Source organism: Streptomyces sp. ATLC9 (assembly GCF_057196705.1).
In genome coordinates this window covers 1-16,940 of record NZ_JBXUOY010000096.1, presented here as the reverse complement: position 1 = coordinate 16,940, position 16,940 = coordinate 1, and the positions used below count along the sequence as shown (strand labels likewise).

Here is a 16,940-nt window from a genome sequence, read left to right as displayed (position 1 = left end):
GCCGGAGGGCCCGGGGGTTCCGAGGCGGGCGGCGGGGGGGACGGGACGGCCGAGGGCGCCCGGAGCCGGTCGCGCACCTCCCGCACCGCGCCCGGCAGCACCGCCAGGAAGGCGTCGACGTCCGCCCCGGCCGTGCCCGGCGGCAGCGACACCCGGACGTTGCCCTCCGAGAGCACCCCCATCGCACGCAGCACATGGCTGGGGACCAGCGTGCCGGAGGTGCACGAGGAGCCGGAGGAGACCGAGAAACCCGCCCGGTCCAGAGCATGGAGCAGCGCCTCGCCGTCCACGTACAGGCAGGAGAACGTCACCATGTGAGGCAGCCGGCGCACCGGATCGCCCACCACCTCCACGTCCGGCACCAGTGCGGGCACCTCGGCACGCACGCGGTCCACCAGCGCGCGCAGCCGCGCCGCCTCGGCGTCGGCCTCGGCCCGCACCGCCCGCAGCGAGGCCGCCGCCGCGACGATCGCCGGGAGGTCGGCGAAGCCGGGGGAGCGCCCCGCCTCCCGCTCGTCCACCGGAGCCGGCGGGGCGAACCGCACCCCCTTGCGCACCGCCAGCAGACCGACCCCGCCCGGTCCGCCCCACTTGTGCGCACTGGCCGCCAGCAGCGACCACCGTCCGGGTACCGGGCCCCACGCCAGCGACTGGGCGGCGTCCACCAGCAGCGGCACCCCGGCCTCGGCGCAGGCCTCGGCCGCCTCCTCCACCGGCTGCTCGGTGCCCACCTCGTGGTTGGCGGACTGCAGGCAGGCCAGCGCCGTCCCTCCCCCGGGGGAGCCGTCCTCCCGCAGCGCCGCGCCGAAGGCCGCCGCGTCCACCCGCCCGGTGCGGTCCACCGGCACCCGGACCACCGTCCCCCCGCCGGCCTCGTGGGCCCCGGCGGCGTGGAGCACGGCGGAGTGCTCCACCGCGGAGACCACCAGGGCACGGCCGGCCCGCCGCCTCCCGGCGAGCGCGCCCGCGATGCCGGTGTGCAGGGAGCGGGTGCCCGACGGGGTGAAGACCAGCTCGTCCGGGCGGCATCCCACCGCGCCGGCCGCCGCCTCGCGCGCCGCGTCCAGCAGCAGCCGGGCCCGCCGGCCCTCCCGGTGGAGCCGGGTGGGGTCGGCCCAGCCCTCGTCGAGCGCGGCGAGCAGAGCCTGGCGGGCCACGGGGTGGAGGGGGAGCGAGGAGGCTGCGTCGAAGTAGGGCACACCGGCACGCTAACGCGCCCGCGGCCCCGTGCGCCGCAGGGGCCGCCGAGGTCGCGGAGGCCGTCGTTCCGGCCCGGTCCCGCCCCGGTTCCACCCCATCGGAGGGCCGCGCGGCGCGTTGGGCACCCTCCCCGCGCGACCCCAAATAGCGTCCAGTAGGGTTTGCTCCGCATAAACATCCAAACCCCTGCCCGTGCCAGGGCCGGCGCCCGACCACACACGGCCGAGCCCGGGCCGAGCGGGCGAGACTCTCGGGAAGGCGCTACGTGAGTCCCAACGGCTCCGACCGCTCGTCGCGGCGCCCGATGCGGCGGAAGCTGCCGCAGGCGCTTGCTGCGGGCCTGGTCCTGGCGACCGCCACCGGTTGCACATACAAGGACTTCCCCCGCCTCGGCATGCCCACCCCGGTCACGGAGGAGGCGCCGCGGATCCTCTCCCTGTGGCAGGGCTCGTGGGCGGCAGCGCTCGCGGTCGGTGTCCTGGTATGGGGCCTGATCCTGTGGTGCGTCATCGTCTACCGGCGCACCAGGACCAAGGTCGAGGTACCTCCGCAGACCCGGTACAACATGCCCATCGAGGCGCTGTACACGGTGGTTCCGCTCATCATCATCTCGGTGCTCTTCTACTTCACGGCCCGTGACGAGACCAAGCTCCTGGAGCTTTCCGAGAAGCCGGACCACGTGATCAACGTGGTCGGCTACCAGTGGAGCTGGGGCTTCAACTACCTGGAGGACGTGGACGGCGACGCCTCCACGTCCAACCTGGACTCCATCGAACTCGAGGGCATCCCCGAGTCCATGCTGGAGGCCGTCCCCGAGGGCGCCGAGGGCGTCTACGTGGCGGGCACACCGGCCGACAGGAACCCGCAGACCGGCAACCCAGGCCCGACGCTGTGGCTGCCCAAGGGCGAGAGGGTCCGGTTCATCCTGACCTCCCGCGACGTCATCCACTCCTTCTGGGTCGTGCCGTTCCTGTTCAAGCAGGACGTCATCCCCGGTCACACCAACCAGTTCGAGGTGACCCCCGAGAAGGAGGGCACCTTCCTGGGCAAGTGCGCCGAGCTGTGCGGCGTCGACCACGCCCGGATGCTGTTCAACGTGAAGGTCGTCTCCCCGGAGCGCTACCAGCAGCACCTGGAGGAACTGGCGGAGAAGGGCCAGACCGGATACCTCCCGGCGGGCGGAGCCCGCCAAGAACGAGAAGGCCAGTAACCCGTGAGCATCCTCAACGAATCCCGGGGTGCCGCCGCAACGTCGGACCAGCCGGCGGCGACCCCCGCGACCCCGCGCCGCGACCGGCGCGGCAACCGCGTGATCCAGTGGCTGACCACCACCGACCACAAGACGATCGGCACGCTCTACCTGGTCACCTCGTTCTTCTTCTTCTGCGTCGGTGGCGTACTGGCACTGGTCATGCGTGCCGAGCTGGCCCGTCCGGGCCTGCAGGTCATGTCGAACGAGCAGTTCAACCAGGCGTTCACCATGCACGGCACGATCATGCTGCTGATGTTCGCCACCCCGCTGTTCGCCGGCTTCGCGAACTGGATCATGCCGCTGCAGATCGGCGCGCCCGACGTGGCGTTCCCGCGGCTGAACATGTTCGCCTACTGGCTCTACCTCTTCGGCTCGCTGATCGCGGTGGGCGGCTTCCTGACCCCCGACGGCGCCGCGAGCTTCGGCTGGTTCGCCTACACCCCGCTGAGCGACGTGGTCCACAGCCCCGGTGTCGGCGGCGACATGTGGATCATGGGCCTGGCCTTCTCCGGCTTCGGCACGATCCTGGGCGCGGTCAACTTCATCACCACGATCATCTGCATGCGCGCCCCCGGCATGACGATGTTCCGGATGCCGATCTTCACCTGGAACGTGCTGCTGACCGGTGTGCTGGTCCTGCTCGCCTTCCCGGTGCTGGCCGCCGCGCTCTTCGCCCTGGAGTCCGACCGCAAGTTCGGCTCGCACATCTTCGACCCGTCCAACGGCGGCGCGCTGCTGTGGCAGCACCTGTTCTGGTTCTTCGGCCACCCCGAGGTCTACATCATCGCGCTGCCGTTCTTCGGCATCGTCTCCGAGGTCATCCCGGTCTTCAGCCGCAAGCCGATCTTCGGCTACATCGGCCTGGTGGCCGCGACGATCGCGATCGCGGGCCTGTCGGTCACCGTGTGGGCGCACCACATGTACGTCACCGGCGGTGTGCTGCTTCCGTTCTTCGCCTTCATGACGTTCCTGATCGCGGTGCCCACCGGCGTGAAGTTCTTCAACTGGCTGGGCACCATGTGGAAGGGCTCACTCAGCTTCGAGACGCCGATGCTGTGGACGATCGGCTTCCTGATCACCTTCCTCTTCGGCGGGCTCACCGGCGTCATCCTGGCCTCCCCGCCGCTGGACTTCCACGTCTCCGACAGCTACTTCGTGGTGGCGCACTTCCACTACGTGGTCTTCGGCACGGTCGTCTTCGCGATGTTCGCCGGCTTCCACTTCTGGTGGCCGAAGTTCACCGGGAAGATGCTCGACGAGCGGCTCGGCAAGATCACCTTCTGGACGCTTTTCATCGGCTTCCACGGCACCTTCCTGGTCCAGCACTGGCTGGGCGCCGAGGGCATGCCGCGCCGGTACTCCGACTACCTGGCGGCCGACGGCTACACCGCGCTGAACACCTTCTCGACGATCAGCTCGTTCCTGCTGGGCATGTCGATCCTGCCGTTCTTCTACAACGTCTGGAAGACGGCGAAGTACGCGCCGAAGGTCACCGTGGACGACCCGTGGGGCTACGGCCGCTCGCTGGAGTGGGCGACCTCCTGCCCGCCGCCGCGGCACAACTTCGTCTCCCTGCCGCGGATCCGTTCCGAGTCCCCCGCGTTCGACCTGCACCACCCGGAGATCGCGGCCATCGACCAGCTCGAGAACACCGGGGGTCCCGAGGGCCCGGTCCTCTCCGGTGCCAAGGAGGCCGGCAAGTGAAGATCCAGGGACGCATGTTCATCTGGCTGTCGGTCTTCATCCTGGCCGTCGCCGTGATCTACGGCTTCTGGGCCAAGGAGCCGGTCGGCACCACCGCGCTCTTCATGGCCTTCGGCCTGTCGATCATGGTCGGCTACTACCTGGCCTTCACCGCCAGGCGGGTGGACACCGGGGCGCAGGACAACAAGGACGCGGACGTCGCCGACGACGCCGGCGAACTGGGCTTCTTCAGCCCGCACAGCTGGCAGCCGCTCGTCCTGGCCGTGGGCGGGGCGTTCACCTTCCTCGGCGTGGCCATCGGCTGGTGGCTGGTCTACATCTCCGCGCCGCTGCTGCTCATCGGACTCTTCGGCTGGGTCCTTGAGTACTACCACGGCGAGAACCAGAACCAGTGAACCGGTAGGGAACCAGTAGTCCTACCCCTCACGAACGGGTCATCTCCGGACACGCTCCGGAGATGACCCGTTCGCACGCATCCGGCTCGTCCGTTCCGAGCAGCGTTCCTACCGTGGCAGCATGAGTCGTGGATCACGCAGGACGGCAATGATCTGCTTCCTGATACTCGCGCCGCTCGCGGTGGGACCCGCCGCGTGCGGCAGCGGCGAGCGGCCTCAGGACGCGGCCCCCTACGACGCCACCGCGCACGTCTCGCTGAACGCAGGCGAGGACGGCCGTGCCGCGGACCCGGACGACCCCCTGGAGATCACAGCCCGCGACGGCAGCCGCATCACGGACGTCCGCGCGGTCGACTCGGCGGGCCGCCGCCTGGAGGGCGGGCTGACCGCCGACGGCTCCCGCTGGCGCAGCGACACCCCGCCGGCCGGGGCCATGCGCTACACCGTCGTCGTCAGCACCGAGCGCGGCGACGGCTCCCCGGGCCGCCGTACCGCCGAGTTCACCACCCGGCCGGCGAGCGGTGGCAAGAGGCTGGAGGTGGACCTCGGGCCGGACAGCGGCACCTACGGCGTCGGCCAGCCCATCATCGCCGAACTCAGCCGCCCGGTCGGGGACGCCCGTCAGCGGGCGATCGTGGAACGCGCGCTGACGGTGGAGTCCTCGTCCGCCGTCGAGGGGGCCTGGCGCTGGATGGACGACCGCACCCTCCACTACCGGCCCCGCTCCTACTGGCCCGCGCACGCCACCGTCGAGGTGCGCGGCGCCCTGGAGGGCGTGTGGATCAGGGAGGGACTGCGCGGCGGGAGGACGGAACCGGTGCGTATCCGCACCGGCGACCGTGTCGAGGCCGTCGTCGACATCGACAGGACGGAGATGACCCTCCGGAGGAACGGGAAGACCGTCCGGACCATCCCGGTCACCACCGGCAAGCCCGGGTTCCGCACCCGCGAGGGCGTCAAGGTGGTGCTCGGCCGGCAGGCCGCCGTACGTATGACCGGCACCAGCATCGGCATCCCCGCGGGCAGCGCCGAGTCCTACGACCTGAACGTCCAGTGGGCCGTGCGGCTCACCGACAGCGGCGAGTTCGTCCACGCCGCGCCCTGGTCGGCGGCGCACCACGGCAGGGAGAACGTCAGCCACGGCTGCACGGGCATGAGCGTCGAGAACGCCCGCTGGTTCTTCGACACCGTCCGCCAGGGCGACATCGTCCGGCACGTGGGAGGGGACGGGCCGAGGATGCCGGCCTTCGGCAACGGCCTCGGCGACTGGAACCTCTCCTGGGAGCAGTGGCGCCGGGGCAGCGCCCTGAGCTGACCGGCCGGGAGGACCCGGAAGGAGCGGAAGGCCGTCCGGAAGAGGCACCCGGAAGGGGCGGCGGCCCTCGCCCCTTCCGGGTGCGGGACCTCAGGCGGCCGCGTGCGCGCCGCGGCGCAGCAGCCCGGCCAGGGCGTCGGCCAGGAGCACCGGGTCCACCGGATGCGGAACGGCGGCCTCCGCCCGGCTCCAGGTGGCCAGCCAGGCGTCCTGCGGGCGGCCGATCAGCAGCAGGACGGGCGGGCAGTCGAAGATCTCGTCCTTGATCTGGCGGCACACGCCCATCCCGCCGGCGGGCACCGCCTCGCCGTCCAGGACGCAGACGTCGATACCGCCCTCCTCCAGGGCCGTGAGCACGGCGGGAAGCGTGGCGCACTCCACGTACTCGACCCGCGGCACGTCGGCGGCCGGACGGCGCCCGGCGGCCAGCCGCACCTGCTCGCGGGTGTTGGAGTCGTCGCTGTAGACCAGCACCGTGGCGGTCGGCTGCATGGTTCCTCCGTGTCCTCGGGGACGTCCCTCGGGACGTCTCGGGGTGGCTCGGGGTGGCTCAGAGGTCCGCGGGCCCGTGGAGCCGCGGGCCCCGGGCCGCGTATGCCGTCGTTGGCGGATGCTACTCCGTCCCGGCTCCCCGCGTCAGGGATCCGGAAGGCCCGGGGATGGGCCGTCTGAGCAGGACATGGGCGGTTGACACACCGAACATGACCCCCCGGGGCGAGGGCCGGATAAGCGACCGACATAATGTCGGCGTGGCGACAGCAACAGCAGTAGATACCGGGCACGCACACCCGTCGGTCAACCGGCCGAACCTCACCAGCGTCGGAACCATCATCTGGCTGAGTTCCGAGCTGATGTTCTTCGCGGCCCTCTTCGCGATGTACTTCACCCTCCGGTCGGTGACGGGAGCCGAATACTGGACGGAACGGGCGGACATCCTGAACCTCCCGTTCGCGGTGACGAACACCACGATCCTGGTGCTCTCCTCCCTCACCTGCCAGCTCGGTGTCTTCGCCGCCGAGCGCGGTGACGTGAAGAGGCTGCGCCTGTGGTTCGTGATCACGTTCGTCATGGGTGCGGTCTTCATCGGCGGCCAGGTCTTCGAGTACGCCGAGCTGGTCCACGAGGGGGTCTCGATCTCCTCGGGGCCGTACGGGTCGGCGTTCTACCTGACCACCGGCTTCCACGGCCTCCACGTGACGGGCGGCCTGATCGCCTTCCTGTTCGTCCTCGGCCGGACGTACATGGCACGGCGCTTCACGCACCACCAGGCCACCGCGGCCATCGTGGTGTCCTATTACTGGCACTTCGTCGATGTCGTCTGGATCGGCCTCTTCGCCACCATCTACCTGATCAAGTGATCAGGCAGTAACAGCCAGAAGCATCGACGCAGAAGATCCTGACACCGGGGTAATCCGTGAAAAAGCTCTCCGCACGACGGCGCCATCCGCTGGCGGCGCTCGTCGTCCTACTCTTCGCGCTGGCGGCCACCGGGGGGCTGTACGCCGCGTTCGCCCCCGCGGACGAGGCGAAGGCCGACACCTCGGCTTCGCAGTCTCTCGCCATCACGGAGGGCGAAAAGCTCTACGCCACCGGCTGCTCCAGTTGCCACGGAACCGGTGGCCAGGGCACGAGTGACGGTCCCACCCTCGTGGGCGTCGGCGCCGCGGCCGTGGACTTCCAGGTGGGCACCGGCCGTATGCCGGCCCAGTCCCCGGGCGCCCAGGCGCCCAAGAAGCCGCAGGTCTACACGCAGGCGCAGATCGACCAGCTCGCGGCGTACGTCGCCTCGCTGGGCCCCGGTCCGAGCATTCCGACCGAGGAGGAGTACGACCCCACGGGCGCGAGCAGCGCCGCGGGCGGTGAGCTGTTCCGCACCAACTGCGCGCAGTGCCACAACTTCACCGGTGAGGGCGGCGCCCTCACCAACGGCAAGTACGCTCCCTCGCTCGACGGTGTCTCCGACAAGCACATCTACGAGGCGATGCTGACCGGCCCGCAGAACATGCCCGTCTTCCCCGACTCGGTGCTGCCGCCGGAGGAGAAGAGGGAGATCATCGCCTACGTCAACGACGTCCAGGGCGAGGACGAGAAGTCCCCCGGCGGCTTCAAGCTGGGCGGTTTCGGCCCGGTCGCCGAAGGCATGTTCGCGTGGACGATCGTCCTCGCTCTTCTGATCGGCGTCGCCGTGTGGGTCGCGGCGCGTACCGCCAAGGCCAGGAAGTCATGAGTAGCCACACCGGATCCCACGACGTGCCAGACGAGAACCTGCCGGAAGGGCGCGGGAGCGCCCACGGCGAGGCGGCGACCAGGGCGGAGAACCCGTTCGCCGACCCGGGGCTGCCGCCCCACGAGCCACGTGTCCAGGACGTCGACGAGCGGGCCGCCAAGCGCTCCGAGCGCACCGTCGCCCTGCTGTTCACGGTCTCGATCCTGGCCGCCGTCGGCTTCATCGCCTCCTATGTGATCTTCCCGATCGACCAGTACGTCTTCATCTGGCCGCTCGGTGAGATCAGCGCCCTGAACTTCTCGCTGGGCATGACCCTGGGCATCGCCCTGTTCTGCATCGGCGCCGGCGCGGTCCACTGGGCCCGCACGCTGATGTCGGACCACGAGCTGATCGGCGAGCGCCACCCGGTCGAGGCGGACGAGCCGACCCGTGCGCAGGTCCTCGCCGACTTCGCCCAGGGCGCCAAGGAGTCGCAGCTCGGCCGCCGCAAGCTGATCCGCAACACCATGTTCGGCGCGCTGGCCGTGGTGCCGCTCTCCGGCATCGTGCTGCTGCGCGACCTCGGCCCGCTGCCCGAGGACAAGCTGCGCCACACCGCCTGGGCGGCGGGCAAGCTGCTCGTCAACCAGAACACCGACGAGCCGCTGCGTCCCGAGGACATCACCGTCGGCTCCCTGGTCATGGCCAAGCCCGAGGGCCTGGAGGAGGGCACCCACGAGTTCCTGTCGGAGATCGCCAAGGCCGCGGTGATGCTGGTGCGCCTGGAGCCGGAGGACATCAAGGACAAGCAGGAGCTGGACTGGTCCCACGAGGGCATCGTGGCCTACTCCAGGATCTGCACCCACGTCGGCTGCCCGGTCACCCTGTACGAGCAGCACACCCACCACGTGCTGTGCCCGTGCCACCAGTCGACGTTCGACCTGGCCGACGGCGCCCGTGTGATCTTCGGCCCGGCCGGCCACCCCCTGCCGCAACTGCGGATCAGTGTCAACGAAGACGGCTACCTCGAGGCGCAGGGCGACTTCGCGGAGCCCGTCGGCCCGAGCTTCTGGGAGCGCGGATGAGTACTGCAGGCGACGCCCCGAAGCGCCGGGGCAAGGCGCCCGCCGGCGAGCGGGTCGCGGACTGGGCCGACGGCCGGCTGGGCATCTACAGCCTGGCCAAGGCCAACATGCGGAAGATCTTTCCGGACCACTGGTCCTTCATGCTCGGAGAGATCTGCCTCTACACCTTCATCATCATCATCCTGACCGGTGTCTACCTGACGCTGTTCTTCAACCCGAGCATGGCCGAGGTGGAGTACCACGGCTCCTACGTGCCCATGCAGGGCGTGCACATGTCGCAGGCGTACGCCACGACCCTGGACATCAGTTTCGACGTCCGCGGCGGTCTGCTGATGCGGCAGATCCACCACTGGGCCGCGCTGATGTTCCTGGTGGGCATGTTCGTCCACATGATGCGCGTCTTCTTCACCGGCGCGTTCCGCAAGCCGCGCGAGATCAACTGGCTGTTCGGCTTCCTGCTGCTGGTGCTGGGCATGTTCACCGGCTTCACCGGTTACTCCCTGCCGGACGACCTGCTCTCGGGCACCGGCGTCCGGTTCATGGAGGGCGCGGTCCTGTCCGTGCCGGTGGTCGGCACGTACCTCGCCTTCTTCCTCTTCGGAGGGGAGTTCCCGGGGACGGAGATCATCCCGCGGTTCTTCGTGGCCCACGTGCTGCTGCTGCCCGGCATCATGCTGGGCCTGGTGGTGGCCCACCTGATCCTGGTCTTCTACCACAAGCACACCCAGTTCGCCGGTCCCGGACGGACCGAGAAGAACGTCGTCGGCATGCCGCTGCTGCCGGTCTACATGGCCAAGGCGGGGGGCTTCTTCTTCCTGGTCTTCGGCGTCATCTCGGTCATCGCCGCGACGTTCACCATCAACCCGATCTGGGTGCTGGGCCCGTACCGGCCGGACCAGGTGTCCACCAACGCGCAGCCCGACTGGTACATGGGCTTCTCCGAGGGGCTGATCCGCGCGATGCCCGCGTGGGAGATGGTGCTGCCCGGCGGCTACACCCTCAACCTGGGCGTGGCCATCCCGCTGGTGGTCATCTTCCCGCTGGTCCTGACCTCGATCGCGGTGTACCCGTTCATCGAGTCCTGGATCACCGGCGACAAGCGCGAGCACCACATCCTGGACCGCCCGCGCAACGCCCCGACGCGCACCGCGTTCGGCGCGGCCTGGATCAGCCTGTACTTCCTGCTGCTGGTCGGTGGCGGCAACGACCTGTGGGCGACCCACTTCAACCTGTCGATCAACGCGATCACCTGGTTCGTCCGGATCGGCTTCTTCGCGCTGCCCGTGGTCGTCTTCATCGTCACCAAGCGGATCTGCCTGGGGCTGCAGCGGCGCGACCGCGAGAAGGTGCTGCACGGCCGCGAGAGCGGCATCATCAAGCGGCTGCCGCACGGTGAGTTCGTCGAGGTGCACGAGCCGCTCTCGCAGGAGCAGCTGCACACGCTCACCGCGCACGAGCAGTACAAGCCGCTGGAGATCGGTCCGGAGACGGACGAGAACGGCGTGCGGCGCAAGGTCGGCCCCGTCCAGAAGCTCCGCGCCCGGCTCAGCCGGGGCTACTACGGCGAGGGCAGCCAGGTTCCCAAGCCGACCACGGAGGAGTTCAAGGAGCTCACCAGCAGCCACGGCCACGGCCACTGAGGGCCCCGGCCACCGAGCCGAGGCCGCCGACTCCGGTACCGGGTGTCGCCACACCCCGGGCCCCGGTCCTCCTCCGGGAGGGCCGGGGCCCTCGGCGTTCCGGGGCCGTCCGGAGTACGGGCAGCGGCCGTGGACACCGCGGCGCGCCGTTAGGCTGGCTGCGGGCCGCCGAGCCGATCCGGCCGCCCCCGCATCCGACCATGCCAGGAGTGATTCCCATGAGCGCTGCTACGACCACCGGAGGCGACACCGTGGCGGCGCGCACCTGGCCGGACGTGCTGAGCACCCTGCTGGCCGGCCGGGACCTGCCCGCCGGGAGCACCGCCTGGGCGATGGACCAGATCATGCGGGGCGAGGCGACGGACGCCCAGATCGCCGGGTTCGCGGTGGCGCTGCGCGCCAAGGGCGAGACGGTCGGCGAGGTCACCGGGCTGGTCCGGGCGATGTACGAGCACGCCAACGTGATCGAGGTGCCCGGCCCGTCCGTCGACATCGTCGGGACCGGCGGCGACCGGGCCGGAACGGTGAACATCTCGACGATGTCCGCGATCGTGGTGGCGGGCACGGGCGCGCGCGTGGTCAAGCACGGCAACCGCGCGGCCTCCAGCGCCTCCGGCTCCTCGGACGTCCTGGAGAAGCTGGGCGTCAACCTGGACCTCGGCCCCGAGCGGGTCGCCGCGGTCGCGGCCGAGGCCGGCATCACCTTCTGCTTCGCGGTGAGGTTCCACCCGGCGCTGCGCCACGTGGCCGCGGCCCGCAAGGAACTGGGCGTCGCGACCACCTTCAACTTCCTCGGTCCCCTGACCAACCCGGCCCGGGTGAAGGCCCAGGCCACCGGTGTCGCCGACGCCCGGATGGCGCCGATCATGGCGGGTGTGCTCGCCGAGCGGGGGACGTCCGCGCTGGTCTTCCGCGGCGACGACGGCCTGGACGAGCTGACGGTGACGGGTACCTCGACGGTGTGGGTGGTCCGGGGCGGCGAGGTCCGCACCGAGACCTTCGACCCGCGCGACGTCGGCATCCCCCTGGTCCCGCTGGAGGCGCTGCGGGGTGCGGACGCCGCCCACAACGCGGACGTGGCCCGGCGGCTGCTGGAAGGGGAGAAGGGACCGGTGCGGGACGCCGTCCTGCTGAACTCCGCGGCAGCCCTGGCCGCGCTGGAGCCCACCGGGGCGCCGCTGGCCGAGCAGATCGCCGCGGGCATGGAGCGGGCCGCCCACTCCGTCGACTCCGGCGCCGCCGGGGCGGCGCTGGAGCGCTGGGTGGCGGCCAGCAACGCCTGAGGCGGCCCCCTCCACCGGGGCGGTGCCCGGCGGAGAGCGGCGCGCGGACGCGCCGGTACGGCACCGGGAAAGACCGGTCCCCGGCACACGCGGTGTGCCGGGGACCTCCGGTGCGCGGCGGCCCCGGGCCGCGCGGGGCTCAGGAATCGAGCCCGATGGCGAAGGCGGCCTCCAGGTCGTGCTGGGAGTAGGTCCGGAAGGCGATGTGGGTCTCGGTGGACTCCACGCCGGGGACCTTGCTGATGCGGCCCGGGATGACCTCCGCGAGATCGTCGTGCCGGGCCACCCGCACCATGGCGATCAGATCGTGGGCCCCGGTCACCGAGTAGACCTCGCTGACCCCCTCCAGCGCGGCGATCTGCTCGGCGATCTCCGGGATGCGGTCGGTGCTGGTCCTGATGAGCACGATCGAGGTGATCACGGGTTTCCCTTCTTCGGGGAGGGACCGCGGCGGTGCCCCGGCGGGCCTCGCGCTCTTGTGGTCCCACCACCGGCGGAGCTGGCCTGCTCACTGTAGCCCGCCGCCGGCGGCGGGCCCGCGGGCGCGGGGGAGGGGAGGGGAGGGCCACCCCGGAGAGGGGGAGGCCCCCGCGGACGGTGTCGGCTCGGATACGGCTCTCCGCCGCGGCGCGCCCGGTGGCCGCCAGGCCGTAGGGTTGCGGGAACACCCCCGGCCGAGCGCCCGGGGTGCACGCACCACGGAGACACCTCCGCCGTCCGGGGTACCCGGGCGCCGGAGACGGCAGAACGACAGGACGACGGCAGGACGACGACGGCAGGACCCGGACGGCGCGGCAGGACGCGCCGGCGGCACGGGAAGACGAGGAGAGGACGGAAGAGGATGCCGGTTCCCCGACCGAACGAAGGCACGCGGTGGCGCTGCACGATGTGCGGCAATCTCACCCGCTTCGACGTGACGCGCTCCAGCAAGGTGGTGGAGTACGTCCACCTGGACCTGGCGGGGGAGCCGAGGGTCGAGGAGCGCGAGGTGCTCAGTGAGACGATCGAGGCGGTGCGCTGCCGCTGGTGCAACGCGGTGGACCAGGTCGAGCTGGTGGAACGCCCCAGCTCCAGCGCTCAGGTGTGACGACGGGCGGGTGTGAACCGTGGTGGAACGGACGGGTGGTGAGCGCGGACCGGGTGAGCCGGACCAGGAGGCGCTCGACCGCCCGCTGCCCGAGAAGGTGCGCCGCCGGGTGGTGGCGCTGACGGGCGACGCGCTCGGCGGCCTCACCGTCGCCGAACTCCCCGTCCCCCTGCGGCAGTATGCCCGTTTCACCCCCCAGCGTCGGGTCAGGTTCGCGGGCAACGCGATGGCCGCGGCGCTGGAGAGCGACCCGGCCTTCCGGCAGCGCATCGCCGACCGGCTGTGCGAGGCGCTGCCGGAGCTGGCCGAGTCCGTCCGGGGCGGTACGTTCCCGGCCGCCGCCGATCCCGTGGACGTGGCCGCGGTCGCCTATGTGCTGCGGCCGGAGGGCTGGGCCAAACTCGTCGCCGCCGCGGGTGAGGAGGCCCAGCGGGCGCAGGCCGAACGCGCCGAGGAGGAGGCCGAACGGGAACTGGCCCGGCTCCGTGAGGAGCTGACGCGGGCCCGGGCGGCCGAGCGCACCCACACCGAAGGGCTCCGCGCGGAGCTGGAGGCCGCCCGCAGGGAGGCCGACTCACTGCACCGCAGGCTGCGCAGCGCGCTCAGTGACGTCAAGCGCGGAGAGGCAGCGGCGCGCAAGGCGCGGGCCGAGCTGGAGGAGGTGCGGGCCGCCGCCGCCGCGGAGAAGGCCGCCGCCGAGGGCGAGGCGCGCCGGCTGCGGTCGCGGCTGGGGGAGGCGGAGGCGGCCCTGGAGGCCGGCCGCCGCGCGGTCCGGGAGGGGCGCAGCGTGGAGGACATGCGCCTGCGGCTGCTGCTGGACACGGTGCTGGACGCCGCCCAGGGGCTGCGGCGAGAACTCGCCCTGCCGCCGGCCACGCACCGCCCGGCCGAGACCGTGGACGCGGTCGAGCCGGGCCGGATGACGCCGAAGGACATCGCCCGGCGCGCCCTGTCCGAGGAGGACCCCGCACTGCTCGACCAGTTGCTGGCGCTGCCTCAGTCGCATCTGGTGGTGGACGGCTACAACGTCACCAAGACCGGCTACCCGTCGCTGCCCCTGGAGAAGCAGCGGCTGCGGCTGCTGGGCGGACTGGCGGGCCTGGCGGCCCAGACGGGCGCCGAGGTGACCTGTGTCTTCGACGGAGCGGAGCTGGCGGCTCCGGTGCTGCTGGCGCCGCCGCGTGGGGTGCGGGTGCTGTTCAGCAAACCCGGGCAGACCGCCGACGAGCTGATCCGGCGTCTGGTGCGCGCCGAGCCGCCCGGCCGTCCGGTGGTCGTCGTCTCCGCCGACCGGGAGGTGGCCGACGGCGTGGCCGCGGCCGGAGCCCGTCCGGTGGCCTCGGTGCTGCTGCTGCGGAGGCTCGGCCGTACCTGAGCCGTGCCGGAGCCGCACCCGAACCGCTTCCGAACCGCCTCCGGCGCACCGCCCGACCCGTGTCCGACGCCGCGTCACCTTCCCGCGCCTGTCCGGAATGTCCGCCCGTAGTGGTACTCAGCGTCAGGCGGTGGTCGCCGACGGTGGGGTGATGGTAAAGGATGTGGCCGACGGGCGAGATTTTTCCTATGAGGATTTGAAGCGATCACCGCGCATGGCTAGTGTCTGGCCCGAACCTCTGCGCAGTTGATCGCCCAACCGGGGCGACAGCGGAGGAACCGCCGAATCCGCGGCGCTCATCGCGGAGCCGGGTGACCTCCGGTCACACCCGGCAGGCGGCTGAGGAAGAAGGAGCTCGCCCCAGTGGCGTCCCACCGTCGACCCAAGCAGCCGAACCGCACACGGGTGACCGTGCTCACCGCGACCGCAGCGGCGGCGGTCGCACTCACCTCCCAGACGGCCCAGGCCGACCCCAAGCCCACCAAAGAAGAGGTCAAGGCCAAGGTCGACAAGCTCTACGAAGAGGCCGAGCACGCCACCGAGAAGTACAACGGCGCCAAGGAGAAGCAGGAGGAGCTGCAGAAGCAGGTCGGCAATCTCCAGGACAGCGTCGCACGCGGTCAGGGAGAGCTCAACGATCTGCGCGACAGCCTCGGTTCGATGGCCACGGCCCAGTACCGCAGCGGCGGCCTCGACCCGTCCCTGCAGCTGTTCCTCTCCTCCGACCCCGACGACTACCTCGCCAAGGCCTCCGCGCTCGACCAGCTCGGCAGCAAGCAGGCCGGCGCGCTGAAGAAGATCCAGACCAAGCAGCGGACGCTCTCGCAGCAGCGCGAGGAGGCCTCCGAGAAGCTGAGGAATCTGGAGGACACCCGCAAGGAGCTCGAGGACAAGAAGAAGAAGGTCCAGGGCAAGCTCGCCGAGGCGCGCCGCCTCCTCAACACCCTCACCGCCGAGGAGCGCCGGGAGATGGCGGCCGAGGAGACCCGCGCCAGCCGCGACTCCGCCGCCCGTGTGGAGCTCGGCAGCTCGGCCTCCGCCAGCCAGCGGGCCTCCGCCGCCCTCCGGGCCGCCCAGTCCAAGATCGGGACGCCCTACGTCTGGGGCGCCACCGGCCCCAACTCCTTCGACTGCTCCGGTCTCACCTCCTGGGCGTACGGCCAGGCGGGCGTCTCCCTGCCGCGCACCTCGCAGGCCCAGGCCAACGCGGGCACCAGGATCTACTCCCAGAGCCAGCTCGCCCCGGGCGACCTGGTCATCTTCTACAGCGACCTGCACCACGTCGGCTTCTACGCCGGCAACGGGCAGGTGCTGCACGCTCCGAGGACGGGCGCCAACGTGCGCTACGAGTCGATCAACAACATGCCGTTCATGTTCGGCGTGCGCGTCTGACCGGCCGTCACCCCGGCCCATCGGCCTCCTCCGTACGGATGAATCCCGGCGGAGGAGGCTTTTCGCTGCCCGTCCCCGGGCCCCGCCGCCGTCCCGGCCCGGACCTCGGCTCTGACCTGGCCGGGGCCCGGCTCCGGCCAGGTCCCGGCCCGCGACACCCTTCCGCGCGGGAGGCGGGGACACGGGAACGGGCGGAGCGGCGGTTGGTGAACGGATCGTGCCGTTGCGGCTACTGTCGGCGACCACCGTCCACCGAAGCGGAAGGGAGAGCGGTCCCGCCGTGGTCTCGCAGCCTTCGCCCCGACACGCCCCCCGCCGTTCCGGCTCCCGCCGGCGCGTCCCGCCCTCCGGCCTGTCCGGGCTGGGCATCAGGGTCACCGCACTGTCCGCCGCCGCGGGCGCGGCGGCGGTGCTGACCGCGTCCCCGGCGGGAGCCGACCCCGCGGACGGACCGGCCCCGGCCGCGCTGAGCGCGCGCGTGGACCGTCTCTACGCCGACGCGGAACGGGCCACCGAGCGCTACAACACGGCCTCCGAACGCGTGGAGGAACTGCGCGAGCAGGTGGAACGGGCCCAGGACGGAGCCGCACGCGACCAGGCCAGGGTCAACCGGATGCGCGGGGACCTGGGCTCCCTGGCGAGCGCGCAGTACCGCTCCGGCGGCGTCGACCCGGCCCTCGCGCTGCTCCTGTCCGAAGGGCCGGAGGAGTACCTCGCCAAGGCCGCCGCCCTCGACCGGATCAACAACCGCCAGGCGGCCAGGCTCAAGGCGTTCCGCGGCGCGGTGCGCGCGCTGGAGCAGCAGCGCGCCGAGGCCGGCGGGAAACTCGCCGAACTGCGGCGCAGACGTGAGGCCCTGGGCGAGCACCGCGAGACCGTGCAGCGCAAGCTCGCGGCCGCCCAGCGGCTGCTCAACCGGCTCCCGCCCGAGGAGCGCGCCACCCGCGGGCACGACTCGCGCGGCGCCGGGCACCCCGGTGCGCCGGTGGAGCCGCCCCCCTCGTCG

General features: G+C 71.5%; 16 protein-coding genes. 13 read left to right on the top strand and 3 right to left on the bottom strand.

Annotation, left to right across the window (positions count from 1 at the left end; all coding sequences use genetic code 11):
• Window positions 1-1,199, bottom strand: a 1,199-nt coding sequence (locus AC2CJA_RS12810; protein WP_484602809.1) for a cysteine desulfurase family protein, incomplete at its 3' end; no start/stop codon positions are given.
• Window positions 1,200-1,465: 266 nt separating this feature from the next.
• Between AC2CJA_RS12810 and ctaC the strand changes: the two genes are divergently transcribed.
• The 4 genes from ctaC (at window position 1,466) to AC2CJA_RS12790 (ending at window position 5,866) form a co-directional block, all read left to right on the top strand.
• Window positions 1,466-2,410, top strand: coding sequence for an aa3-type cytochrome oxidase subunit II (ctaC, locus tag AC2CJA_RS12805; RefSeq protein WP_484602808.1), 945 nt, complete (start codon window positions 1,466-1,468; stop codon window positions 2,408-2,410).
• A 3-nt stretch (window positions 2,411-2,413) separates the two neighbouring features.
• Entirely contained in the window at window positions 2,414-4,156 is a 1,743-nt protein-coding gene (gene ctaD, locus AC2CJA_RS12800; protein ID WP_484602807.1) for an aa3-type cytochrome oxidase subunit I, read from the top strand.
• Complete coding sequence (locus tag AC2CJA_RS12795; RefSeq protein ID WP_241717214.1) at window positions 4,153-4,551, top strand: cytochrome c oxidase subunit 4; 399 nt, start codon at window positions 4,153-4,155, stop codon at window positions 4,549-4,551. The genes ctaD and AC2CJA_RS12795 overlap by 4 nt, the downstream gene beginning before the upstream one ends.
• A 121-nt stretch (window positions 4,552-4,672) precedes the next feature.
• Window positions 4,673-5,866, top strand: coding sequence for a L,D-transpeptidase (locus AC2CJA_RS12790; RefSeq protein ID WP_484602806.1), 1,194 nt, complete (start codon window positions 4,673-4,675; stop codon window positions 5,864-5,866).
• 90 nt (window positions 5,867-5,956) lie between these two features.
• On the opposite strand, the gene AC2CJA_RS12785 is transcribed toward AC2CJA_RS12790, so the two are convergent.
• Complete coding sequence (locus AC2CJA_RS12785) at window positions 5,957-6,358, bottom strand: hypothetical protein (protein WP_484602805.1); 402 nt, start codon at window positions 6,356-6,358, stop codon at window positions 5,957-5,959.
• A 257-nt stretch (window positions 6,359-6,615) separates the two neighbouring features.
• Here AC2CJA_RS12785 and ctaE point away from each other — a divergent pair, with 257 nt between their 5' ends.
• From ctaE to trpD, 5 genes are all read left to right on the top strand, one after another.
• Complete coding sequence (gene ctaE, locus AC2CJA_RS12780; RefSeq protein ID WP_484602804.1) at window positions 6,616-7,224, top strand: aa3-type cytochrome oxidase subunit III; 609 nt, start codon at window positions 6,616-6,618, stop codon at window positions 7,222-7,224.
• Window positions 7,225-7,280: 56 nt separating this feature from the next.
• A complete protein-coding gene (gene qcrC / locus AC2CJA_RS12775; protein ID WP_484602803.1) occupies window positions 7,281-8,093 on the top strand; it encodes a cytochrome bc1 complex diheme cytochrome c subunit in 813 nt (270 codons plus the stop codon).
• A complete protein-coding gene (qcrA, locus tag AC2CJA_RS12770) occupies window positions 8,090-9,157 on the top strand; it encodes a cytochrome bc1 complex Rieske iron-sulfur subunit (protein WP_484602802.1) in 1,068 nt (355 codons plus the stop codon). Before qcrC ends, qcrA begins: the two co-directional genes overlap by 4 nt.
• Window positions 9,154-10,797, top strand: a complete 1,644-nt coding sequence (gene qcrB / locus AC2CJA_RS12765) for a cytochrome bc1 complex cytochrome b subunit (RefSeq protein ID WP_484602801.1) — start codon at window positions 9,154-9,156, stop codon at window positions 10,795-10,797. The genes qcrA and qcrB overlap by 4 nt, the downstream gene beginning before the upstream one ends.
• A 218-nt stretch (window positions 10,798-11,015) precedes the next feature.
• The gene (trpD, locus tag AC2CJA_RS12760) at window positions 11,016-12,080 is read left to right on the top strand and encodes an anthranilate phosphoribosyltransferase (protein WP_484602800.1); all 1,065 of its coding nucleotides are present in this window, start codon (window positions 11,016-11,018) and stop codon (window positions 12,078-12,080) included.
• A gap of 139 nt (window positions 12,081-12,219) precedes the next feature.
• Here trpD and AC2CJA_RS12755 read toward each other — a convergent pair whose 3' ends face one another.
• Complete coding sequence (locus tag AC2CJA_RS12755; RefSeq protein ID WP_093848456.1) at window positions 12,220-12,501, bottom strand: Lrp/AsnC family transcriptional regulator; 282 nt, start codon at window positions 12,499-12,501, stop codon at window positions 12,220-12,222.
• 420 nt (window positions 12,502-12,921) lie between these two features.
• On the opposite strand from AC2CJA_RS12755, the gene AC2CJA_RS12750 reads away from it, so the two are divergent.
• The 4 genes from AC2CJA_RS12750 to AC2CJA_RS12735 form a co-directional block, all read left to right on the top strand.
• The gene (locus AC2CJA_RS12750; RefSeq protein ID WP_241718114.1) at window positions 12,922-13,167 is read left to right on the top strand and encodes a hypothetical protein; all 246 of its coding nucleotides are present in this window, start codon (window positions 12,922-12,924) and stop codon (window positions 13,165-13,167) included.
• A 22-nt stretch (window positions 13,168-13,189) separates the two neighbouring features.
• Entirely contained in the window at window positions 13,190-14,542 is a 1,353-nt protein-coding gene (locus tag AC2CJA_RS12745; protein ID WP_484602810.1) for an NYN domain-containing protein, read from the top strand.
• 363 nt (window positions 14,543-14,905) lie between these two features.
• Complete coding sequence (locus AC2CJA_RS12740) at window positions 14,906-15,934, top strand: C40 family peptidase (RefSeq protein WP_484602799.1); 1,029 nt, start codon at window positions 14,906-14,908, stop codon at window positions 15,932-15,934.
• A gap of 280 nt (window positions 15,935-16,214) precedes the next feature.
• Window positions 16,215-16,940, top strand: a 726-nt coding sequence (locus AC2CJA_RS12735) for a coiled-coil domain-containing protein (RefSeq protein WP_484602798.1), incomplete at its 3' end; no start/stop codon positions are given.

What these genes read in the sequence shown, in the direction of transcription:
- AC2CJA_RS12790 (WP_484602806.1), top strand. Translation starts at nt 4,673, where the DNA reads ATGAGTCGTGGATCACGCAGGACGGCAATGATCTGCTTCCTGATACTC.
- AC2CJA_RS12785 (WP_484602805.1), bottom strand. Translation starts at nt 6,358, where the DNA reads ATGCAGCCGACCGCCACGGTGCTGGTCTACAGCGACGACTCCAACACC.
- qcrA (WP_484602802.1), top strand. Translation starts at nt 8,090, where the DNA reads ATGAGTAGCCACACCGGATCCCACGACGTGCCAGACGAGAACCTGCCG.
- qcrB (WP_484602801.1), top strand. Translation starts at nt 9,154, where the DNA reads ATGAGTACTGCAGGCGACGCCCCGAAGCGCCGGGGCAAGGCGCCCGCC.
- trpD (WP_484602800.1), top strand. Translation starts at nt 11,016, where the DNA reads ATGAGCGCTGCTACGACCACCGGAGGCGACACCGTGGCGGCGCGCACC.
- AC2CJA_RS12750 (WP_241718114.1), top strand. Translation starts at nt 12,922, where the DNA reads ATGCCGGTTCCCCGACCGAACGAAGGCACGCGGTGGCGCTGCACGATG.